Raw genomic sequence first — 23,114 nt, forward strand, 5'->3', positions numbered from 1 at the left:
GTAAAAAGTAGAGCGCGATTCTACTGATATTATGGTTTCGCCTCAAGATAAGCCCATCAGCAGTGTGTTGAAATAATTTCACTCTTATCTCGGTCATAGATAAAGAAATAAATAAGGGAATGACAGTGACAGAAACGACATTTCAAGACCCCTCATGGCTCAGATTAGGCTTTTTCCTTGGCGTATTATTGCTTTGTGCCATTTGGGAGAACAAATTGCCTAGAAAAACACTGACCGCTTCGCGCAGGTTTCGCTGGGTCAATAACTTGTCATTGGTCGCTTTTAACAGCCTAGTTATTGCTTTAATCATGCCTATCGCCGCCTTTCAAGCTGCGGTCATAGCTCAGGAGCAACAATGGGGGCTGCTGAATATTCTGTCCCTCCCCGCTTGGTTAAATATTTTTCTAACCGTCATTTTGCTTGATTTCGTCATTTACGCTCAGCATGTTGTCTTTCATCATGTAAAGCCGCTGTGGAAGATTCACCGAATGCATCACGCCGATCTCGACATAGACGTCACTACAGGCGCACGCTTTCATCCCTTCGAAATAATCATTTCAATGGGAGTAAAAATTGCAGCCGTGTTTATCTTAGGTGTTTCACCTATCGGAATTGTGGTATTTGAAATTGTGCTTAATGCGAGCGCGATGTTTAATCACAGTAATGCAAAACTGGCTTTATCCATAGACCAAAAACTGCGAAACGTCATCGTTACACCAGACATGCATCGCGTGCACCATTCAGTGATAGTAAAAGAGACCCACTCAAACTTTGGTTTTTTCCTTTCAGTTTGGGACCGCTTTTTTGGGACATACCGAGCTCAGCCTAAGTTGGGTCATGATGATGTTGTTATTGGTGTGCCGGAAATTAGAGACGAAGAAGAGCAAAGATTAGATAAGCTTTTAACGCAGCCCTTTCGCTACAATAAAGAGAAGAAGTAATGGTTGAAAAAATATTGTTGGATGAAGTATGTCAACAAAACGAATAGACCAAGCCTAAACCCCTGTTAAACACTACTTCATCCTCATGATGTGTAAGAACAGATTAGTTTTCTGCTAGCTGACGCTTTTTGTTTAGCTGAGTAATACCAACAAATAAACCAACAACACCAAGCACTGCACATGCCAAAGCATTGGTGTTCATTACTTGCTGTGCCTCTATTGAGCTGTATAGAAAAGCAAGGCTGAAGAAAGTGGTGGCAAAGCTCAAACCTGTCAGTACGCTGAAACCAGCAAAACTGGCCAAGTCTTTAAAATCGTTCATAACGAGTCCCTGTTTACAATCCTTAATCGAGTGTTGTGAAAATAATAATTAACGAAATATTTGGCGCGATTGACTATGTTTTCGCGCATTCCATAACCAGATAGATACCCCAAATGAGAACCCTAAAAACAGTGTCTTCATTTGTAGGGCGACGTTGTTATCTAATATTTCTAATGTATAGTGAGCGTGGGAACTAAAGATAACATTGGTTATAAGAATCAATAACATAACGACTAGGCCAGAGCGGCGATGCTTGACCAATAGATACGCTCCTAATAAGTCCAATAGTCCCAAAGCGCTCCAATACATATTCAACCAGCGTGGCGCAAAATCGTAAGGTAAAAAGCCACCAACAATGTTGTCATAAACATGAACCACTCCGCCAACTGTCATAAAAAGGCATAAGAGAAACACGACGAATTTATCCATTACCGTTTCCTTATCTGAATGAATGAGCAAAGCATATAGAAGTCACTTAAACATTTGTAATCTCATCGCCATTTTTGAGATCGACAGTGCCATTATCAACACGATGAGAACAGTAACGGCTGCTCTACCTTCTTTATTTGCTTCTAGTAGAAGCATAGTGTTTGCTGTGGCGTTTCGCCCAAATCCGCCAATGCAATGACAGAATCCTCCTTTAAATCACGCCTTGGTTTATCAACTCTCGTACCTTTTCCAGCCCGCGCTGAAACACAGTATGTGCATTCGCGGGAAGGCCGCTCTCGACATCGTGCCAGAAGAACGCGAAATCATGTCCGCCATCGTCTTGCGTATGAAACAGTCATGAATTAGCGAGGTCAGTACACTCACACAAAACAAAATGCCATACTTGATTTTGAAAGCCACTGTCCCATGAGCATAAATATCGTGCGGAACGAACATGTGTGATACCAGGCTCCTCAGCGAGCTCCCGCTTGGCTGCTATGATGTAACTTTCATCAAACACTTCAACAGTGCCCTTGACGAGCTGAACACCCGCCAACGGATGTTTAAAAAGTAGGATCTCTTGATTTTGATTACGTAGAACGACGGGGCAAACTTTATCGATCACAAAACCACTCCTTATGGTTCAAGCAAAAGGCTTTAGCTTTCTCTGGATATAAAAAGAAATCGAGTGAAGTTGCTCTACACGCACCCACTTCAAATGGTACTGATTAACATCTGATTTTCTGATTTGCTCTGGCCCACTCCCTAGTTTCACTTTTAAGTTCCCTACATAAGAAAGAAAATAGGTTTCTAAGCGACCTTGATTTTCGAGTTCCAAAACTTTCTTAACCGAGCCAAGTTCTATTGAGGTTTCTTCCAGCGCTTCTCTTTTAGCAGCTTCAACAGGTTTCTCACCTGCTTCAACACTGCCGACAGGGAAAACCCAATACTGTCTGTCGTTTCGAACGCGGTGGATAAGCAAAAGCTCTTGGTGATGATTAACTAGTATGAGGCTGGCTCTTTGTGATAACTGCATGATTCGTTCCTTTGAATTCTGGCGACATTCTAGTCAACGAGTCCCTCGAACAAAGCATTAACATCACGTTGTGATAACTAAACCCTTTAGAAATGAACGAGATGAGATGTAACTCACTCTTGCAATGCAAATAGGAGCCATTGAATGGGTAGCCGTAACAAAAAAGCAGAACCGAGGTTCTGCTTTTAGTCGGTGGAAACATCTCATTTACTTGGTCTGATGAAGCTCATACTTGTGCAGCATTGCTTGCTGGTGCCCGGCAATTTCCGCCACTTGCTCAGAACTCTCAACCATAGGCTCAAGCTGCAGCTTTGTGCGTTCGCCAAGATCAGAAATATGTGTGATGGATTGAGATACATCTGCCGTCGCTCGTTCTTGTTCTTCTGTAGCAACTGAGATTTGCTCAACACGTTCTTGAATGTGCTTAACCGCGAGGTTGATATCAGAGAATGTCGATTTCACTTCATTACTGGACTTTAGCGCGTGGGTCATTTCTTCTCTTGAATCATTAACTGCTTGGCGCGAACGCTCTGCGGCAGTAATAAGCTCGCTCATCATTTCTCGGATGTTCGTAGTTTGTTGAGAGGTATCACTTGCAAGTTTGCGAACTTCATCAGCGACAACCGCAAATCCACGCCCTTGCTCACCAGCACGAGCAGCTTCTATTGCTGCGTTGAGAGCAAGTAAGTTGGTGTTGTCCGCGATCCCACTGATCATATCCACCATTTCACGAATCTGTTTAACACGCTGGTCTAGCTCTAACATTGACTGTTCATTTACATCCAAAGAGCTTTCTAATGACTCCAAACGTTCGCGGTTTTGTTCCACGACTTGAACTCCTTTTTCAGTGTGTTGGGTTGCAAGGAGCGAGTCCTGTGAAGATGCATTTGTCACCATTGCTATTTCACGAATAGAGGCTTCAAGCTGCGTTATGGTCGTGATCATACTCGACAACGCTTCATTTTGTGTTGCCAACCCATCACTTGTTTGTTCGGCTGCACTGTGACTTACTTCTGCCGTCTGATAAAGCGTTTCACAATTGCGCGTCACCGTTTGAATGGAGTCATGTGTGGAATCGATTACTTGATTCAACTTTCGTGCTACTTCTTTCAGTTCATAGGGGCCGACTTCTTCTGCCTTGTCACGAAAATCATGTTCGGTAAGTGCTGAAAGACGCGTTAGTACATTCCTTAACCCTCGGTTTGTCCATGACTTGAGACTAAACCAAGTAACCAGAATAATAAAAGAAATCACACACGCCGCAAACACGAGCACAACGCTCACCGATTCAATGGTCTCGTTGACCACCCGCTCTTTTTCATCGATCAACTGACCAGCGGTTTGGGAGATTTGATCAAGTAACCGCATGGTTTCATCCGCAAGCATCGAAGCCTGTTTAAACTCTGAACGTTGCAATTCCCCTTGTTCTAGTTTGGCGAGGATCAAACGCAGCACGCCCTTTTCACTAAAGCCTTGTTTCACCATCTCATATGGTGCGGTTAAGCTTGCATATTCACTTACTTCAGGATGGAAAGATTGGAAGTCTTCATAGGCGAGTTTAATACCTGCTATGCGATTTCGCATTTCTCGGTATTCTTTTTCGGCTTTGTTTAATTCTGAGTGCATCATCATGACTAAGAACGTACTTTCCATTGAGCTTGCAGAAGCAATGAAACGGTTAGCGGCATCGCTCGACTCAGGATTATCAGCACTAAGAAACGAACTGATTCGATTCATTTCCGGACCGATAGAGCTAAGCCCATAGCGAAACCCACCAACAGCGGCATCAATATCCATTTGAATTTGTATCACCGAAGATTGCTTCAACAAAATGGACTGCGTGATGTTATGTAAACGCGCTAGTTTGGTGTCTAACTCCTCCGAGAGTTGCTGAGCTACACCAGACGCTTTCACAACCAAAGTTGTGCTTTGAGTTGCAAGAGAGTCGATTTGCTCTTTTATGAGAGGCAACTCTTTCGGCTCAGTAATCTGCATACCATGGTTGAGTAGCTTAACCATCTCCAATACATTCCTGGTTAACTTTGCGTTTGCCATCGCGATTGGTAATGCTTTTTGCGACAAGTCTTCAAATTGTTCCCCTACCTGTTCCATTCCTTTGAAACTTGAGACAGAAAGGGCTATAACAAGAGCAATGATAGTTAAAAATGTTGCACTGACAGCCTGAATCAGTGAAAGTGATGTGCGTGAGCGTTTTCGCTTTGCCATAATCAATTTTTATTCTTTCTTAAGGTTGAATCGGTTCTGCAGTGATTCCGTCACATTTGTGAGACAAAACCGTGATTTGCAGCCCATACTATGGATTGGTTATGACACTAATATTTCAGTTGTGAGTCATAGAGATGACAGGTGGTGATTTGCGTCGAGTATATTTTCCTTTGATAATCAGTGTGCTACTAAGCGCCTGCTCTTCTGGGCCTGAGCCTAGTGAGCAAGCACAGGTGACAACACCTACAAATCAGCTATTGTCGGACAACCCTGACTTGTTCGACTTTTACACAGAGTGGCACGGCACGCCTTATCGCTTAGGCGGGACACAGAAATCTGGAATTGATTGCTCAGCATTTGTACAAAAAGCGTTTATTGAGGCTTATCAGCTCTCGTTACCAAGGACAACGAAGCAGCAATCAAAGCAAGGTGTGGAGTTAAGTTGGACGGATGCCAAGCAAGGGGATCTAGTGTTTTTTAAAACAAGACGTACAACTTATCATGTCGGAATTTACTTGGGTAACAAGCAGTTCATGCATGCATCGACGTCTAGAGGTGTGATTATTTCAAGAATCGACAACCCATACTGGGCATCTAAGTTTTGGCAAATAAGAAGAGTTACAATGTAACTCCTCTCACTCTTTAACCGGACATTGCTGTAAGTTAAAACAATATCAGTCGTAAGTCGCAACAGCATTATCGAACAGATTTTTGACCAGAGCGATGTATTCATCAAGGAACGTGATCTGTTCATTGGTCGCTTTTTTATGCCATACCCCAGCCAATATCTCACCAAGATCTTCAACAACTGCATCAGCCTCTTTCAACAATTTGAAGCGTACGCTCGAGTGAAGTTCTGGATTTTGCTCAAAAATCGCCATGATGTTTGAAGCCACCATATCGGTGACAACATCTTCGATGCTTTCGGATCCAGTGTCGCCAATTTCGGTCGTAAAAATATCTAGATTTAGAGACAAGTGCTCGATAAGAGCGAGATATCCATCGGTTTCTAAAACCACTGTTTTTCTCCGTTTATTGCAAGCCTTCGAAGCTGAAAGCAGAATAGTTTCAATAGTAAGACATGCCGAGAAAATTTCATTAACTTATTTCATATTAACAAACATTCACGAACCAACTGGATGATTTTCAAACAATTGAGCTTTGCTTCACTGAATTCGGATACAGGGTTTCTTCAAACCTTTTTATATTTCAGCCATTTTCATGCAAACAGGTTTGGTTACGACCATTTTCTTTTGCACGATACAGCGCAGCATCGGCACTCTTTAACCATTGAGTGTGAGTTTCAAAATAAGGCTTATACTCGCAAACACCAATACTTATCGTGTAATTAATCAAAAAATCTTCCACTTTCACGATCTCTTGCTCAATTCTTTTGCGCAAACGCTCTGCGAAATAGCAAGCTTGCTCCTGGTTTGTGTGAGGAAGTAGTACCGTAAACTCTTCACCACCAAAACGACCGCAGATATCACTGCTCCTTGCTGTTTTTCTCAACAATGCAGAGGTTCGACGAATGACTTCGTCCCCTGTCGGGTGACCATAAGTATCATTCACCTTCTTAAAGTGGTCGATATCGAATATTACTAATGAGCATGGTCCGTCGATAACTTTTAAGTGAGCAAACTCATCTTTCAATGATTGCTCCCAATAAGCGCGATTAAATAAACCTGTTAAACCATCTTTGCGACTGATTTCCGACAAATGTTGATTTGTTTCTTTCAAATGAATGCGATTTCTCGCAGTTTCAGAAACATCATTGACTTGAATCGCTATGTGGCTGACCTCTCCTGAGAGCCCAATTAACGGCGTGATCACGATATCTTGATACATAAAATCACTGCTGTTTGAAACCGGAGAAAAATTGTTGAACTTAAAAAGGTACGGTCGGTTTTCCCAGCTAGAAAAAGAACGAGTTTCCAGATCGGCGGCTGCTTTTATCTTGGTTTCTAGCCAAGTTCTTGGCAGCTCTTCAAAATGCTCAAATAAACATTCACCAAGAATTTCTTGTGATAGAACGCCACTGTATGACTGCATAAAACTGTTCCACACACATACTTTATACTCTTGATCCAAAACAATAAGCCCTGAATCCATCGTATCGAGAATTTGTGTGACCCAATGAAAGTCTGCTATGTCCAGCGTGATATCGGACATTAGATTAGCTCCATGATTTCATAGATAATTTCTACGGATGGCTTATCAATTAAAAACAGTACCTCGCACTCGAAATCGAGCGCTTCTGCCATGTAGGTGTATTCGATAGTAAAGAGCTCACCCAACTCGCCTTGCTCTTCACAATAAGGTGTTAAGGTATCCACAATGCCTGGCTGACGAAGTGAGAACTGCTTGTCGAGTTGATCGCCTAACGACGTGAGAAATGACGAAACCAGTAGGTTAGAGATATTCAAGATGATTTCATTATGAGGCGTAAACTCAAGGAGGTAACCTAATTTTTCCCCAATCTGATTGATATCCCTACCACGTAAGCACACCAGTGCCTCCCCGTGAATACCGCCACCGACAAACCTCTGCGCTACCGCAACGGAACTGTCACGCCCAACCACATCAACCAGTGTCATATGAAGCTCGCCGTAGGACAAAGGTCCAACATGAGGAACAGGAAGTTGGATGAACTCATGTAAATGGTCAGCCATAATCGCAGCCCCTTTACCAAGGGCAATGTTCGCAATTTCACGGAATTTGGCTAGTAAGGAAAGCTCTTCGCAACCCTGGTTTTTAGAATCAACCGAATGACTAGGTTTGAACGCATAATGCAGCCCTAATTGTTCGTATAGTGGGAGCACCTGCTCTTCTGTCAGAGGCTTAGCGATAAAAGCTTGAGCACCAAGATCGAGACAGCGCTGTTTTGCCTCTTGTTGAACATCTCCAGAAATAATGACGATTTTGGTCGGGTACTGACTAACAGGTAATGATTCGAGGACCTCAAAACCATCCATTATGGGCATCGTTAAATCGAGAAACAAAATATCGATATTTTGCTCAGCAAGAATATTAAGCGCCTCATAACCATCTTGCGCTTCAATAAGATGCAATGATGTATCTTGTACGATAGAACGCGCAATAAGCTTTCTTGCAACAGCTGAGTCATCACATATCAGTATTTTCATGCCACCAATGGAACTAACGTCAAAAAAATCATAATACCTGTTGTAAACGTTCATCTCCATATGCTAAGCCAACAAATCAGAGGCTTATAAGCGATTTGATTCACATTTATACAAATTGACTACACTAAGAGGAAGGTTTCTTTACTAAGTATGCTCAACATAGCGCCAACTCCCTGCTATTTATCCTAAACTATTGGTGGTCAAATAGATTCGCGAGGTTTTGTATGTGGCAAGCAATATCGCAACAGCTTTCTGATACTTTATTGTTCGATTACCAGATCACGGAAAAAGTAAGGCTGTCTGGTGGGGATATCAGTGAAAGCTACATGATCAATGATGGCGAGCAACGTTATTTTGTGAAAATTAACGATCGCGAGTTTTTGTCTAAATTTGACGTAGAAGCTGAAAGCCTGCATCTTTTGCGTGAAACATCCACCCTATTTGTACCTGAGGTGGTATTGGTTGGTAAAACCAAAAATGCCTCATTCCTAATTCTTAACTACCTTCCAACGAAACCATTAGAAGATGGTCCCAACAGCTTTAAATTTGGGCAGCAATTAGCTCACCTACACCAGTGGGGCGAGCAAAAAGAGTTTGGTTTTGATACCGACAACTATCTCGGTTCGACTCTACAGCCCAACAAATGGCACAAGAAATGGTGTGTATTCTTTGCTGAGCAACGCATAGGTTGGCAATTACAGCTCCTTAAAGAAAAAGGCGTCACCTTGGTTGATATCGATGACTTTATCGATGTCGTAAAACAGCGGCTAGCAAACCATGCTCCGGAACCTTCTTTGTTGCATGGCGATTTATGGAATGGAAATGCGGCACTCACTGCATTCGGTCCTATCTGTTACGATCCTGCGTGCTATTGGGGGGACAGGGAGTGTGATATTGCGATGACAGAGCTTTTTGGTGGATTTCAACCAGAATTTTATCAAGGCTACGAATCGGTTATGCCACTTTCTTCAAGCTATGAGGAACGTAAAGATATCTATAACCTTTACCATGTTCTCAACCATTGTAATTTGTTTGGGGGCCATTACTTGGAACAGGCTCAACTGGTTATTAATAAAATCATTTCTTATTAATTTGGAAGCCACTGCATATTTCAAGATGTAAAATCTCGAGGCACATCACTACAGAAAATCACCCTAAGCTCAAGGTTGAGTTTGGGGTCAAGTTTTGTACTTATTTCGACTCAATTAGCAACAACTCGACCTAATATCAAAGGAGACTTAACTTTGGATTGTGCCTATTTTCCTTGTAGGCAAAGTAAGTAAAGGGCTGTGCTTCCTTGATGAATAGTGTGTTTAAAAGCCCTGCGAGATTAGGAGTTGTTGTATGAAAAATTATACCGAAAGGTATGTAAAGTGCCCGCATTGCGGACACTCTATCGGCATTACATTGGATGCAAGTAATGGTGACCAAGAGTTTTATGATGATTGCCCAGCTTGTTGCCACGCTATCCACCTAAATATGCGAGTGGATGAGTTACAAGATAAGGTCGAACTATTTATCGATGACAATTACGAATAACAGCTCGAGCATGTGAACATCAGAAATATAAAAACGCTTAAATGAAAAAGGAGCACTAGGCTCCTTTTTCTCATTCTAAAGCTGTTTTGCTGCAAGAACGCGCTCAACAGTATCAACAATTGCTTGAGTCTGAGGATCAAACTCAATATTAACACGCTCCCCTACTTGTCTCACTCCAAAAAGCGTTCGCTGCAAGGTTTCTGGAATTAGGTGTACCGAAAAACGACACGCTTCAACTTCACCAATAGTTAGCGAGCAGCCATCTAAACCAATGTAACCTTTCGCTAATACATATTTCATTGATTCTTGCGGCAGTTGGAACCAAATCGTGCGGTTATTGGGCGTATCGATGATATCGACAATATCTGCCGTTAAACTAATATGACCAGACATGCTATGCCCGCCTATTTCGTCACCAAACTTAGCCGCGCGCTCAATGTTTACGCTATCCCCTTCCACCAGCCGACCTAAATTAGTAAGAGCCAATGTCGCTTGCATTAAATCAAAACTGATAAGGTTGCCTTCGATCTTAGTCACAGTTAGACAACATCCGTTGTGTGCAACGGATGCACCAATTTCTAACCCTTTACAAAGTTCATCGCTTAACTCGACAACGTGCGTTTGAAAGCGTTCTTTTTTATCAATTTTAACGACCTTCGCCGTACCCTGAACTATTCCTGTAAACATTTCTTTTTACCTATTGATTTAATACCAACTGTAGTCGAAGACTAAGCCCTAAACACTGCGCTACAGGTCGGAAATAAAGACCGCAGACGATAAAGCCATGGCTTAATGAACACTGGTTTGTTCTCATGCATGCTTCAACATTACCATGATTCGCTGCTGTTCTCAGTAAAAGCGTATCCTTAGCTTGGAGAGCGTCCAGTCAGTGTTATCGACTATTAGCTACCTAGCTATGGAATATAAACATACAATTGTTTATCATTTGCGCGGAGTTTCTCCGAGGCATTTTTTCACCTTATCGTGACTAAAATCAACCATCAGATCCGTTCACCACATCTTTTGCCCTCGAGTACTCTCATTCTTTCAACTTATTGTTCCGCTCTGGAGTATTTTTCGTGCATCGCTATAAAGAAGAAGCATCAAGTCTTATCAAATTGGCGACCCCGGTATTGATCGCATCTGTCGCTCAAACTGGTATGGGGTTTGTTGATACCGTAATGGCTGGCGGCGTTAGCGCCACCGACATGGCTGCGGTTTCTGTCGCTTCAAGTATTTGGCTACCATCCATTTTGTTTGGGGTGGGTTTATTAATGGCATTGGTCCCTGTTGTCGCACAGTTAAATGGCTCTGGTCGTCGAGTGAAAATACCGTTTGAAATTCAGCAAGGCGTCGTTTTGGCATTGCTGATCAGTGTGCCGATAATTGCAGTCCTGCTTCAAACCCAGTTTATTCTCGGGCTGATGGATGTTGAAGCACTGATGGCTGAAAAAACGGTGGGATACATTCATGCCGTTATATTAGCAGTACCCGCTTTTTTACTTTTCCAAACGCTTAGAAGCTTTACGGATGGTATGTCATTGACGAAACCGGCAATGGTTATTGGCTTTATCGGTTTGCTGCTCAACATTCCTCTAAACTGGATTTTCGTGTACGGCAAGTTTGGTGCACCTGAATTAGGCGGTGTTGGCTGTGGTGTAGCAACCACGATTGTTTACTGGGTCATGTTTGCCATGCTATTGCTGTATGTGATGACATCAGAGCGATTGAAAAGCATCAACCTATTTGGAGAATGGCATCGCCCACAATGGAAAGCGCAAGTTCGTCTATTCAAGCTCGGCTTTCCTGTTGCAGCAGCGCTGTTTTTTGAAGTGACATTGTTTGCTGTTGTTGCACTGCTCGTTTCACCACTGGGTCCTATCATTGTGGCAGCGCATCAAGTCGCGATTAACTTCTCCTCGTTGGTATTTATGCTACCAATGAGTATTGGTGCAGCAGTAAGCATTCGTGTCGGCCATCGACTTGGTGAAGAAAACGTAGATGGCGCGCGCGTAGCGTCACGAGTCGGCATTATGGTTGGTCTAGCATTGTCCGTTCTCACAGCGATTTTAACCGTCTTGTCTCGTGAGTGGATCGCCGAGCTTTATACTAGCAACCCAGAGGTAATCACTCTAGCGATGCACCTGCTCGTGTTTGCCGCTGTTTATCAATGTACGGATGCGGTTCAAGTGATCGCAGCTGGTGCATTACGCGGCTATAAAGACATGCGAGCCATCTTCAACCGTACTTTTATTGCTTATTGGATTCTTGGGCTGCCAATTGGTTACGTCCTTGGCCGTACAGACTGGATTGTCGAGCCAATGGGAGCACAAGGCTTCTGGCTTGGTTTTATCATCGGCCTATCTTCTGCGGCCTTTCTGTTAGGCGTCAGAATGCGTTGGATGCATCGCCAAGAGCCAGAAGTGCAATTGAACTTTTCAGTTCAATAAAAAGTAAAAAAAGCCAGCTTCCGCTGGCTTTTTTGATCGAATAATCACCCGGTTGAGTATACTTATAACAAGATTACGAAGCGGTTGATTTTGCTCTCTAGACAACGGATACGAAGTTATAAAAAAGGATATTTGTGCGGTCTATTTTATTGTTCTTAATCTTGATTCTTAATGGTTGTGATAACTGGTTTAATCCAGAGAACGCCATGTATGATAAGTATCATCAACGTGTAGCCAATGTATTGGACGTTCCTGCTATTCCAATAGAATTACAGTCTACGGTAACGATTCCTGCGAAACGCGTTTTGTTCGAGCCATTGCCAAGACTATCTATTGGCCTGCTAGAGAGCTATCAATTACGACAGTGCGGACTCTTTAATTTACTTGCTGAGAAAAACTCGCAACTTGGAAAGGTGCAGGATGCCTTTCATGATATTGATTATCAAACTGCCCTTTTAAGAGTCATGCATCGATGTTTATCCGAGTTTCCACTTAGCGATGAAGAACGCGCGACATTGACAGAGCTTTACTCAACCAAGTGGCAACATTTAGACATTCATCTCGACAACTTACTACTCGTAAGTGATGCCATGCAAAAGCAACTAACTGCCTCTGATTGGCTATCTCAAAATACGACGAATGATATTGCACGCATTAACGATGTCTATCGTATTTTCAGCGAAATGTATGATTTACCCCACCGCGCGGTCTCACGTCTACCCGACGTGGAAGTTACGCAATATCAAGAAGAGTTAGAGAAATCTCGTTTACTCGGACGACTTTACTATTCAATGGTAAACACATCCCTTTGGTTAAAAGCGACAACTCAGCTACTTGAGCAGAACCAGAGCAATGTATTGTGCGGGCCGAACAGAGACACCACTCAGTTCCGCTACTTAAGAAATGTCTTTCAATCCATTTACGTTGAAGAAGTGCAACCTTATTTGGCTTATTTAGACAGTACCTATCAACAACTTAATGATGGTGCCACTTTGGTGGAGAACCGTATGCAACTCCATGGTCACCAGTATGGCATAATTGAGGCACATAGGACATTTAGGCAAGAAACCCTAAACCACGTTCAGTTTTGGCAGGGTCTCTTCAAACGATGTGGCGTAACCGTTGGCAACTAGTAAGTGCAGAGCGTTCTATTCCTTCAACCTTTCACGCAAGAATCGAGCAAAACGCGGTTTACCAGTATGTGTAAAACCGTTATATCTAAATGTAATGGTTGAACCAATTTTCGGAGGCTGGCGACGCACTTCATCGGTAAATCCGCTACCGATGTAAAACTCAATGCCATTTGGTAAGCGAACTAACATTGCTCCCATCATACCTAATAAGCGCCCTGTTCCTGGCTTATAACCCACAACTAACGCTTCATCATCTGCGTATCGTTTTAGTTTAAGCAAATCACTACCGCGTCCAGCCTGATAGCGGCTTGATACCTTCCGCAACATCACCCCTTCACCGTCGGATATTGAAATTTTATCCAACTGTGTAAACAGATGAGCTTCATTTTGAATCGCTCGGTGCTCGACATATTTGATATGAGGCTGGTCGACTTCAAGCACTAAGTCTTTGATGTTGTAATAACGCTTCCGATAATCACCAGCGGAATATGGCATATCAAAGATCATAAAGTCGATGTGTCGCCAAGCAGACTCTACAGGAGTTTTATCTAATACCGTTTGCTGAACAAGATGGAAGTTACCTCTCCCAGCCCAAAGTTCACCGTCCAACGGATAATCAGGCAAAGGTCCTGTAAACCAATCTGGGGCGTAGATTCGATTACCATTTCTCGTCACGAGATGTTGCCCAGTCCAATAAGCGCGAACACCATCAAGTTTTTCGCTATACCAATATTCAGACACATCAATGCCATCCTGATAGCTTTGTGCAAGAGAAACTGGTGGTGCGAGAGAAGTATCCGCTTGAGGCTGTGAAGACGCTACCATAACAGCCAGCGCAATTAATGTCATTTTTAATGGCATAAGAAGACCTTGTACAAAAAATCGCCTTTATTGAAACGTAAGTCCTCTCGATGACCTATTTATTACTAGTTGTTCTTCGACTCATAACAATCAACATTAGTAATAATTTGCAAAGATAATCATAAACTTTAGACAGGTTTTGCATTTAGTCGTTACACGTTATTCACTTAAGGCGGATGGTTCGTCAATCGAGTTGGAATCTAATCATGACGAGATCCCCCGCTCTAATGACTTTTTAGGTTCAACACCTCTTATAAGCAAACCATTTCTCTGTGCATTTTTGATTCTCAATTTGAGAATCAGTCCTTTCTCAAATTGAACAATATCATCAACAGCGCTTAAACTTTTGATTTTTAAATAGTTTAAAATTGGCACGTTACCTGCTCTATATCCAATTAGAAAAACAAACGGAGACAGAGTCATGGAATTACGCAAACTAGAAATCAATCAAGACAAGTTAGCCATTGAGTTTTTTGGTGACTTAGACGCAAGCGGCTGTCGACAAGCACAACATCACATTGATGAAGTAATTCACAACAATCATCACAAAGAAGTCGAAATTAACCTACAGCACGTCCAATTTCTTGATTCTTCAGGGATTGGTGCCATTGTTTACTTATATAAGCGTCTAGTTGAACGTGAAAGAAGCATGAGTATTGAAAACGTATCAGGCCAACCTTTAGAAATCATGAGCTTGCTTCGTATCAACCATGCCATTCCCGTTAACTCAAAAGGACACTAAAAATACCGGTTTAAACGGAGGTTGGCATGGTAAATCTTATACGACGATATGCAGTAAGCGGTCTTGTTGTCGGCATGTTTGGTTGTTCGTCGTTTGACTACCCAGAACACGGGAAAGGTGGCTTGGCGGAAAGCTATCAAGATATCTCGATCGAGAATTATCAGTTTTCCCCAGTGATGCCTGACGAGCCTTTAGGTCCAGAACATGGGTTAAGGTTTGATTGGCAACTGACCAAGTTACATCTAGACGCACTAATCCAAGAGGGCGCGCGCTGGTGTTTTCCTGCGGCAGTTGTTCAGGCCCTTGAAAAACAAAATAGAATTGCGCGCGAGTTAGAAGGTGGGCTTTTACTCGACGCTGCCAACGACCTTGTGATTCAGCGTCGACGCTTAAACCAGCTCGAACAACAACTCGACTACGTACTGAGCCAAACCACTTGCACACCGCCCGATGATATTGAAGCACTACGTAGCGACCTAAACATAGTCTCGGATATCTATGCACTACTTAATATCGACAACCAGTTTGCTGTCGATTCAGCAGAAATCAACCCGAAGTACATGGGACATTTGGCAGAAGCAGCCTACATTTTACGTGACCACCCCAACCTATCTCTTGTAGTAACGGGGCATGCGGATGCAACTGGAACACCCGATTACAACCAGAAACTTGCTCAAGCGCGTGCGGAACAAGTAAAGCGTTACCTAACCGTATTTGGTATCACTTCAGAGAGAGTCACTACCAAATCTGTCGGAGATAATCTGCCACTCTATGAAGGTGACACATCTGCCGTGCGTTTAACTAATCGTCGAGTAAGCATCGAGGTTATTAGCCCTAATTCAGATAGCGATACCTCAATAAACCGCAACCCAACGGCAGGAGGCGCGCTATGAACACGATGAAACCATTTATCCTCTTAATGTTGTTGTGTCTGGTCGCGTGGGTACCTTCTTCCATAGCGGATGAGAGCAATACTGTTAAGGTCGGTGATTTAATACAGATTAACTTACCTGGAGAGGCGTCGTTAAACCAAGGGTTTCAGGTTGATCGTCGTGGACGAATTAATTTACCAGAAGTCGGCCCTGTATTAGTGGCCGGCTACAATGAACAACAACTCCAAGACGTGATTATCGACAGGCTAAAGACCGTGTATCGTGACGTTAACAACGCTCGAGTTTTTATTAAACAGCAACAGTTGTTAGTGTCCGTTCAAGGCTACGTGGTCAAACCCGGTGAATATACCTTACCTTCTGGGTCCAACATTCAAATGTTTGTGTACGAAGCTGGCGGCCTGCGCGCAGGGGCTCAGCTCGATAAAATGATCGTGAAACGTGGAAATAAAAACATTGAATTTGACTACAAACGCTTCCTTGATACGGGGGACAATAGCCAGCTGCCAAAACTAGAATCACTGGATGTCTTATTTGTCCCCGCTTCCCCACTCGTAGGGAATATTGAGCAAGAGTTTGATGCAGCAAAACTCGCGAATTCAGGTGACAGCGCAGATTCCGCTCGTGCAATCAAAGTCTTTGGTGAAGTCAACGCACCTGGCTCGTTCTCATACAAGCCAAACACCACGCTAGTTGATGTCGTAATGCGAGCTGGCGGCGTGACACGATATGCCAGTGTTGAACAAATTCGCGTGATAACAAACAATAACCCAACCATGTTTAACCTGAAAAAGTACCTTGATACTGGAGACCAAAGCCTACTGCCAGAGATCCTGCCAGGTGCCACCATCTTTGTCCCAAAACAGGAAGAAGAAATCAAAGCAGGTGCAAATGTGGTTTACGTGATGGGTGAAGTCGCCCATCCTGGGGCATACGAAGGCAAGAAAGGCGCTAGCTTCATGGATATCCTCGCCAACGCTGGCGGGCCCACTCGCTACGCAGAATCTCGCCAAATTCGCGTTATAAAAGCCGATGGCAAAGTCATCAAATTCGATCTTACCGCGCATACAGAAGGACTATCTTCAGCCAGACCACCAAATGTTGGACCAGGAGACGCGATTTTCGTACCGGAGAAAACCGATTTCAATGAGAAGTCTTGGTTAAAAGTAGCACCTAGTCGAGCGGTCGCAGTGATGGGAGAAGTTGTTCGCCCTGGACGCATCGAGTGGTCAGACGAAATGGATTTGATTGATCTGCTTGCACACGTTGGAGGCCCAACTCGACGAGCTGATACCACCAAAATTGAAGTCGCCAATAACGGTCAAATGACACAATTTGACTTAGACCAATACATTCTGGATGGCTCACCAACATCAAGCCTACCTCAAGTTTCCGCTGGTACAGTCGTAAGGGTACATGCATTGCCTGACGACCCATCCGATAATAAATCGCAATGGGTAAGCCAAAGCTCTGACGCATCGATATACGTTTTCGGGCAAATCAATGCACCTGGGCGCTATCGTTTCACCGAAGATATGCATTTTCTGGATATTTTATCTGCCGCCGATGGACCGACAATGGATGCAGATATTCACAACATCCGTGTCACACACCGAGGCCTAGGTTATGCCAAAGTGAGTAAATTGAATTTATCGATGTACTTTGAAACAGGCGATGAGTCAATTCTGCCCCACGTTCGTCCTGGTGATACCATTTACATTCCAGAAAAAAACAAAAACTGGTTAGATCGTTCAAAAGAGTCCACGGTACGCGTATTAGGTGAAGTAAGAGACCCGGGGCGATACGTATTCAATGACAACATGACTGTGCTTGATCTGTTAGCGGAAGCAGGAGGACCAACTGACAATGCCTACCTTGAAAAGATCAGTGTGGTCAATATGTCTTGCTGCCAGGGCCAAGCCCGAACATTTGATTTGGTGAACTTTAGTAAAACAGCCAACATTTATGAGCTGCCAGTCATTCGCGCAGGCGACACGATTTACATTCCCCATAAAGACGAAAGCTTTGTTGAAAAAGCGAGGGCCGGATTAAGAGATATTTTACAAATCACCACAACCATCGTGTTAATAGGAGCGTTGTAATGACTATTCCTGCAACTCACGCTGAGATTGAGCAAATTTATCTTCAGAGTGAACAGAAAGGCCACAAAACGATTTGTGTTGTGGGTTGTAAATCTGAAGATGGTGTCACTTCCGTGGCGTCATCTCTTGCAGAGCGCTTGGTTTTAGCAGGCCACAATACTTTGTATGTAGACCTTAACTTATTCAAACCCGCTTATCACACTGTTCACGAATTTGATGATGACGAGAAGGTTGGCCATTTGATCACACGAGAGAATACACATCAAACTTTAGTCGGCCTCCCAGCTCCATCTCTCGCCAGTACTCAGTTAGCGTACCGAGACCCAACAACGCTGAAACAAAACATTGCACAATGGTTAACGCAGTACGAGCGCGTCGTGATAGATACATCACCACTTCTTAGTGTCAACCGAAGCAATATTGCGCCTCAAGTGATTGCTGGCGTATGTGATGCTACTTTGTTAGTAGCGCATTATGGCTCTACGACTGCAACCCAGCTCGAGCAAGCCAAAAAGCTACTCGATGCTAGCGATGCGAACTTGATTGGTTCTGTACTGAACATGAAGCACACTCCAAGCCTGAAAGATGAGTTAATCCGCCAAGTTTCCAAGCTGCGTTTCTTACCAAAAAAGTGGAAAGAAAAACTGTCTCAGCAAATTAAAAAAAGCGAACTGTTTATGTTATAGGGAGCGCTATTATGACGATAAATAATACATTGACTATCGAGCAAGAATTAGTGGATGAGCATATTCTTCAGCAAATGATCAAAGATACGTGCGCCGAAATCATCCCTACCTTGATTGATCACTATGTCGAAGAGTCACGCGATCGCATGGAGAAAATAGAGCAAGCATTAAGCACAAAAGACCTTCAAACATTAGAGTTCGAGATTCACACACTGGGCAGTTCTGCTCTCGCTTTAGGCAATCGAACGCTTTCAAGACAAGCAAGAATGATTGAGAAGTACTGTGTCGAAGGAAAAATACCAAAAGCATTGGAGCTTTGTGAGACACTTCCGCAACTCGCCAATGAATCGTTTGATGCGTTAGAAAAGCGAAAAGCTCAAGGGTTTGAGTAGTATCAGTGTCTTACTCCCTAGCGAAGCATCGCGTTTGATAAAGCGCGATGCCGACATCATCTCAGAAATTTAGGCTCCAAATTCAATCACCCTCGCCAAGCCACACACCTTGAAATTATTTGGGCATAACTTAATCAATTAAAAAGTATGGATTTTTCGCAAATTTCCTACCTTGTGCTAATACTTAAATAACGCTTTTCTCAAATTGAGAATTTTCAGCACTAGAGAGCTATAAACCACTCATAATGCCAAATAGTAGTGCTGACAAAAATCATAAAAAATGAAACAAACTACGTTGGGATGGGACTATGAGACCAAGGGTGTTACTGGTAGAGGACTCTACTTCACTAGCCATACTTTATAAGCAGTATGTGAAAGACGAACCTTATGACATTTTTCATGTCGAGACAGGTCGCGAAGCGATTCAATTTATTGAAAGAAGCAAACCTCAGCTCATCATTCTCGATTTGAAACTGCCCGACATGTCTGGCGAAGACGTGTTGGATTGGATCAACCAGAATGACATTCCTACGTCCGTTATTATTGCTACGGCACACGGCAGCGTCGACTTAGCCGTTAATCTAATTCAAAAAGGTGCGGAAGATTTCTTAGAAAAGCCCATAAACGCTGATCGCCTAAAAACATCAGTCGCATTGCACCTCAAACGCGCCAAATTGGAAGATTTGGTGGAAAATATTCAGTCCAAATTTGATCGCCACAACTATCATGGATTCATCGGTTCAAGCCTCCCGATGCAGGCGGTATACAAGACCATTGATGCTGTTGCGCCAACTTCTGCCAGTGTGTTTATTGTGGGAGAAAGCGGCACAGGTAAAGAAGTTTGTGCTGAAGCCGTCCACCGCCAGAGCGACCGTAAAGACAAGCCTTTTATTGCAATTAACTGTGGGGCTATTCCACGAGATTTGATGGAAAGTGAGATTTTTGGTCACGTTAAAGGGGCCTTTACTGGAGCAACAACAGATCGAAAAGGTGCGGCGACGCTGGCACATGGTGGTACGCTTTTTCTTGATGAGCTGTGTGAAATGGAACTTGAGATGCAAAAGAAGTTGCTCCGCTTTCTACAAACGGGCACTTACACTCCTCTTGGTGGCACTCGAGAAATGAAAGTGGATGTGAGAATCATTTGTGCCACTAACCGAGATCCATTAACAGAAGTAGAAGAAGGTCGTTTTCGTGAAGACTTATACTACCGTGTGCACGTTATACCTATCGATATGCCTCCATTACGTGAACGAGGAAGTGACATTGTCACGCTCGCCAAGCACTTCTTGACCACTTACGCCAAACAGGACAAAAAGAAATTCTCAACAATCGACAGCGAAGCTCAACATATCATCAAGCATTACGAATGGCCGGGTAATGTAAGGCAACTACAAAACATCATACGTAACATTGTGGTGCTTAATAACGACGAAAAAGTCACGGTGAGCCACCTACCCACTCAACTCACTAAAAAGTCAAAAGTTACGAAAACAACGACACCTGCGCATGTTGCTCAAGAGTCAGCAAACATTGCACCAATCACACCACCACCTGTTTATACTGAGGAACCTTCACCTTCTGCGGTCGAATCGTCGATTACCGCAGCGGAGCAGCCTGGTACACCGTCCTCTGCTGCTACCTCACCGTACTTTAACTCTGATGGAACCATTCGTCCTATGTGGCAAGTAGAGCGTGAAGCAATTCAAAACGCAATTGCGTACTGTGATGGCAACGTCCTCAACGCCGCTGTCATGCTGGAGTTAAGCCCATCTACGGTTTACCGAAAAAAACAAGCGTGGGAAGCGGATGAAATTAATCTCGAACAATCTTGATAAACCTGCCATTGGTGAAATTTGGATCTTGCTTGATAGCCGTCTATTCGGCGGCATTGAAAGTCACGTTATCGAGCTAGCTCGGGGATTAATCGCCTTTGGACACAAAGCTCGAGTTGTGCTAACCACTGAGTATTCACCAGCTGCTCAGATTGTACAGAAGGCAAAAGAAGCCGCGATCCCTGTGAGTTACTTAAACTATTTGTCTGGCGAGCCCAATAAAGCTTTAAAAATTAAACACCTAACAAGCGCCGTCGCCAATCACCAACCCTCAGTGGTTCACTCCCATGGTTATAAAGCGTCGATTTTGTCGCGCTGCGCCAAACTGCTCACCCGTACGTTTCCTCGTTTGATTTCAACTTATCATGCTGGTGAATCGTCCTCAGGGAAACTATGGCTATACGATTGGCTTGATAGAAGCTCAGGCAGCCTATCTGACCATTGCTTTGCTGTCAGTCCAAGTATTCAGCGCAAAGTTTTTTGTTCTTCAGAACTGCTGAATAACTTTGTTTCGATTCCCAACAGTCAACTCAACTATCAGGAGATCGCTTTTGTCGGCCGATTGAGTCAGGAAAAAGGCGCCGATCAATTTATTGAGGTAGCGAGGCTCTGTCCAACATTACAGTTTAGTGTGTACGGTGATGGCCCAGAAAAAGAGTCGCTTAATCAAACTGCCCCTCCAAACGTGACTTTCTTCGGCCATCAAACCGATATGGAAGGTGTTTGGGAAAATATCAGCGTACTTATCATCTCTTCTCGTTATGAGGGTCTTCCAATGGCGGCGCTGGAAGCCATGTCGAGAGGCATTGCCGTGATGAGCTTACGTGTAGGTCGTCTTCCAGATATTATCCAAACGGGTAAAAATGGTTTTATCGTCGAAGACATTCCCTCTCTTGCTAAATGTCTTCATGACTGGATATCGATTGGTGAAGCGCAACAATCACTCATTCGCCAGAATGCTCGACAAACCATCATTGATGATTTCTCAGCGCAAAGTGTGATTCCCGTATTGCTACAAAAATATCAAATTGAAACGGATCACTAATCCATATTGGTTCTCAATATGAGAATGATGAGTTCCAAACATAAATATCATATAAGATTCAATCACATAAACTAATGGCATATTTTGGCATCTCTATTGCAGCTCAGCAGTTAACGCAGATTAATGATGAGACAGAGGTGACTTATGACTACGCCAAAACGCATTCTATATGTTCATTATGGTGATAATTGGATTCGCGGCAGTGAAGTGGTGCTTCTGGATCTCATTTCAGGAATCGACCGCAATAAGTTTGAGCCATTCGTATGGTCAAACTGCCAACCATTAATCGATAAGTGCCAATCGCTCGGAATTGAAGCGGAACATTCAGCCTTCAATTTGGTTGGTGGTTGGAGCGCTCCACGCTGGGATATTAGCGGGTGGAATAGCCTTATCAAACAAGGCTCAGCATTGATCGAAAAGCACAGCATCGACTTGGTACACGTCAATAGCGGCGGCCCTTGTCAATGGATGTGTTTGGCTGCTCGCATGAATCATATACCACTTGTCACGCAACTTCATTGCCATTATACATTGCGCGATCGCTTCTCTCTCGGACTTCACCTCTCTCCAAAATTGATTTGCGTTAGCAAAGATGTTGGACGCGAAATTCTTCAGGACGGCTACCCGCAAAACCAACTTCATGTCGTACACAACGGCGTGTCACTTCAAGGCGTGGATACACCCATCGACATTAAAGATCGCCTCGGAATCCCATCACAGGCCTTTACCTTTCTGTCGGTGGGTTCGCTAATTAAGCGCAAAGGGTTCGACCGCCTTATTCGCGCAATGCGCATGCACAACTACCACCACCACAACCCTCACCTTGTTATTGTTGGTGACGGCGAAGAAAGAGAAGCATTGCAACAGCTTGCCGCGGATCTTGGTATCCAAGAACGAGTGCACTTTGTCGGAGAGCAACACAATGCTGGAGCATGGATGTGTGGTAATGCAGACGCTTTTATTAGCGGCGCCTATGAAGAGGCCTTTGGTCTCGTGCTCGGGGAAGCGGCTTTAGCTCAACTGCCCATCGTGGCTCCTAAAACGGGAGGCATTCCTGAGTTGTTCGAGCATAATCACTCTGCATTGCTGTACCAGAACAGTGGAATGGCGAGCCTGTTAAACGCGATTCAACAAGTCATGCAAGACGCGGCATTAAGAAACAAGCTGGCGGAAAACGCTTACCTACATGCTAGCCAGCACTTAACGACGACTGCATCTATCAACGCTATTGAACGTATTTACGAAGGTGAACTTAATAACAACGCCATTACACCAATGCCAATGACTCACTGCATGAAGCCTCTTTCACGCTGGTTGAGCATCAATTGAGGAGCCCGGT

The 23,114-nt window shown here is 43.7% G+C and carries 23 protein-coding genes and 1 pseudogene; 14 read left to right on the forward strand and 10 right to left on the reverse strand.

Features of this window, described 5'->3' with window-relative positions; translation table 11 throughout:
* Positions 1-125 precede the first annotated feature (125 nt).
* Positions 126-941: a sterol desaturase family protein gene (locus tag R7Q46_RS03950; RefSeq protein WP_318077309.1), complete on the forward strand. Its 816-nt coding sequence runs from the start codon at positions 126-128 to the stop codon at positions 939-941.
* A 103-nt stretch (positions 942-1,044) separates the two neighbouring features.
* On the opposite strand, the gene R7Q46_RS03955 is transcribed toward R7Q46_RS03950, so the two are convergent.
* The 5 genes and pseudogenes from R7Q46_RS03955 to R7Q46_RS03975 all read right to left on the reverse strand — a co-directional run bounded on the left by R7Q46_RS03955 (position 1,045) and on the right by R7Q46_RS03975 (position 4,954).
* On the reverse strand, positions 1,045-1,263 hold the full coding sequence (locus R7Q46_RS03955) for a hypothetical protein (RefSeq protein ID WP_005389537.1): 219 nt from the start codon (positions 1,261-1,263) through the stop codon (positions 1,045-1,047).
* A gap of 48 nt (positions 1,264-1,311) precedes the next feature.
* Positions 1,312-1,692 carry a hypothetical protein gene (locus R7Q46_RS03960; RefSeq protein WP_318077310.1) on the reverse strand — a complete coding sequence of 127 codons (381 nt, stop codon included), beginning with the start codon at positions 1,690-1,692 and terminating at the stop codon, positions 1,312-1,314.
* A gap of 211 nt (positions 1,693-1,903) precedes the next feature.
* Positions 1,904-2,317, reverse strand: a pseudogene (locus R7Q46_RS03965) (NUDIX hydrolase).
* Between the two features lie 18 nt (positions 2,318-2,335).
* Entirely contained in the window at positions 2,336-2,728 is a 393-nt protein-coding gene (locus tag R7Q46_RS03970) for an NUDIX domain-containing protein (RefSeq protein WP_318077311.1), read from the reverse strand.
* Between the two features lie 207 nt (positions 2,729-2,935).
* On the reverse strand, positions 2,936-4,954 hold the full coding sequence (locus R7Q46_RS03975) for a methyl-accepting chemotaxis protein (RefSeq protein ID WP_318077312.1): 2,019 nt from the start codon (positions 4,952-4,954) through the stop codon (positions 2,936-2,938).
* Positions 4,955-5,088: 134 nt separating this feature from the next.
* Here R7Q46_RS03975 and R7Q46_RS03980 point away from each other — a divergent pair, with 134 nt between their 5' ends.
* Complete coding sequence (locus R7Q46_RS03980; protein WP_025998640.1) at positions 5,089-5,583, forward strand: NlpC/P60 family protein; 495 nt, start codon at positions 5,089-5,091, stop codon at positions 5,581-5,583.
* Between the two features lie 45 nt (positions 5,584-5,628).
* On the opposite strand, the gene R7Q46_RS03985 is transcribed toward R7Q46_RS03980, so the two are convergent.
* The 3 genes from R7Q46_RS03985 to R7Q46_RS03995 form a co-directional block, all read right to left on the reverse strand.
* Positions 5,629-5,973, reverse strand: coding sequence for a DUF3802 family protein (locus R7Q46_RS03985; RefSeq protein WP_005377620.1), 345 nt, complete (start codon positions 5,971-5,973; stop codon positions 5,629-5,631).
* A gap of 190 nt (positions 5,974-6,163) precedes the next feature.
* Positions 6,164-7,126 carry a GGDEF domain-containing protein gene (locus R7Q46_RS03990; protein ID WP_017634922.1) on the reverse strand — a complete coding sequence of 321 codons (963 nt, stop codon included), beginning with the start codon at positions 7,124-7,126 and terminating at the stop codon, positions 6,164-6,166.
* A complete protein-coding gene (locus R7Q46_RS03995; protein WP_021033872.1) occupies positions 7,126-8,100 on the reverse strand; it encodes a response regulator in 975 nt (324 codons plus the stop codon). The genes R7Q46_RS03990 and R7Q46_RS03995 overlap by 1 nt, the downstream gene beginning before the upstream one ends.
* 224 nt (positions 8,101-8,324) lie before the next feature.
* Here R7Q46_RS03995 and R7Q46_RS04000 point away from each other — a divergent pair, with 224 nt between their 5' ends.
* Positions 8,325-9,191 (forward strand): fructosamine kinase family protein, encoded by an 867-nt coding sequence (locus R7Q46_RS04000; RefSeq protein WP_318077313.1) that lies wholly within the window; start codon positions 8,325-8,327, stop codon positions 9,189-9,191.
* A gap of 253 nt (positions 9,192-9,444) precedes the next feature.
* Positions 9,445-9,639 carry a CPXCG motif-containing cysteine-rich protein gene (locus R7Q46_RS04005; protein ID WP_017634925.1) on the forward strand — a complete coding sequence of 65 codons (195 nt, stop codon included), beginning with the start codon at positions 9,445-9,447 and terminating at the stop codon, positions 9,637-9,639.
* A gap of 75 nt (positions 9,640-9,714) precedes the next feature.
* Here the strand turns inward: R7Q46_RS04005 and R7Q46_RS04010 are convergent, their stop codons facing one another.
* On the reverse strand, positions 9,715-10,326 hold the full coding sequence (locus R7Q46_RS04010) for a riboflavin synthase (RefSeq protein WP_005377625.1): 612 nt from the start codon (positions 10,324-10,326) through the stop codon (positions 9,715-9,717).
* Between the two features lie 392 nt (positions 10,327-10,718).
* Between R7Q46_RS04010 and R7Q46_RS04015 the strand changes: the two genes are divergently transcribed.
* Together R7Q46_RS04015 and R7Q46_RS04020 are read left to right on the forward strand one after the other, a co-directional pair.
* On the forward strand, positions 10,719-12,089 hold the full coding sequence (locus tag R7Q46_RS04015) for an MATE family efflux transporter (RefSeq protein ID WP_053303080.1): 1,371 nt from the start codon (positions 10,719-10,721) through the stop codon (positions 12,087-12,089).
* Positions 12,090-12,223: 134 nt separating this feature from the next.
* Positions 12,224-13,222 (forward strand): DUF3080 domain-containing protein, encoded by a 999-nt coding sequence (locus R7Q46_RS04020; protein WP_318077314.1) that lies wholly within the window; start codon positions 12,224-12,226, stop codon positions 13,220-13,222.
* Positions 13,223-13,237: 15 nt separating this feature from the next.
* Here the strand turns inward: R7Q46_RS04020 and R7Q46_RS04025 are convergent, their stop codons facing one another.
* Positions 13,238-14,083: a DNA ligase gene (locus R7Q46_RS04025; RefSeq protein ID WP_318077315.1), complete on the reverse strand. Its 846-nt coding sequence runs from the start codon at positions 14,081-14,083 to the stop codon at positions 13,238-13,240.
* Positions 14,084-14,504: 421 nt separating this feature from the next.
* Here R7Q46_RS04025 and R7Q46_RS04030 point away from each other — a divergent pair, with 421 nt between their 5' ends.
* The 8 genes from R7Q46_RS04030 to R7Q46_RS04065 all read left to right on the forward strand — a co-directional run bounded on the left by R7Q46_RS04030 (position 14,505) and on the right by R7Q46_RS04065 (position 23,104).
* Positions 14,505-14,825: an STAS domain-containing protein gene (locus tag R7Q46_RS04030; protein ID WP_017634929.1), complete on the forward strand. Its 321-nt coding sequence runs from the start codon at positions 14,505-14,507 to the stop codon at positions 14,823-14,825.
* 26 nt (positions 14,826-14,851) lie between these two features.
* Positions 14,852-15,718 (forward strand): OmpA family protein, encoded by an 867-nt coding sequence (locus R7Q46_RS04035; protein WP_262682545.1) that lies wholly within the window; start codon positions 14,852-14,854, stop codon positions 15,716-15,718.
* The gene (locus tag R7Q46_RS04040; protein ID WP_149191799.1) at positions 15,715-17,817 is read left to right on the forward strand and encodes an SLBB domain-containing protein; all 2,103 of its coding nucleotides are present in this window, start codon (positions 15,715-15,717) and stop codon (positions 17,815-17,817) included. Before R7Q46_RS04035 ends, R7Q46_RS04040 begins: the two co-directional genes overlap by 4 nt.
* On the forward strand, positions 17,817-18,503 hold the full coding sequence (locus R7Q46_RS04045) for an AAA family ATPase (RefSeq protein ID WP_005377635.1): 687 nt from the start codon (positions 17,817-17,819) through the stop codon (positions 18,501-18,503). The genes R7Q46_RS04040 and R7Q46_RS04045 overlap by 1 nt, the downstream gene beginning before the upstream one ends.
* Before the next feature lie 11 nt (positions 18,504-18,514).
* On the forward strand, positions 18,515-18,895 hold the full coding sequence (locus R7Q46_RS04050) for an Hpt domain-containing protein (RefSeq protein WP_318077316.1): 381 nt from the start codon (positions 18,515-18,517) through the stop codon (positions 18,893-18,895).
* Between the two features lie 308 nt (positions 18,896-19,203).
* On the forward strand, positions 19,204-20,730 hold the full coding sequence (locus R7Q46_RS04055) for a sigma-54 dependent transcriptional regulator (protein WP_318077317.1): 1,527 nt from the start codon (positions 19,204-19,206) through the stop codon (positions 20,728-20,730).
* The gene (locus R7Q46_RS04060; protein ID WP_042522936.1) at positions 20,705-21,775 is read left to right on the forward strand and encodes a glycosyltransferase family 4 protein; all 1,071 of its coding nucleotides are present in this window, start codon (positions 20,705-20,707) and stop codon (positions 21,773-21,775) included. The genes R7Q46_RS04055 and R7Q46_RS04060 overlap by 26 nt, the downstream gene beginning before the upstream one ends.
* Positions 21,776-21,919: 144 nt before the next feature.
* Complete coding sequence (locus R7Q46_RS04065) at positions 21,920-23,104, forward strand: glycosyltransferase (protein WP_053303085.1); 1,185 nt, start codon at positions 21,920-21,922, stop codon at positions 23,102-23,104.
* The last annotated feature ends 10 nt before the right edge of the window (positions 23,105-23,114 follow it).

Source organism: Vibrio sp. 811 (genome assembly GCF_033339195.1).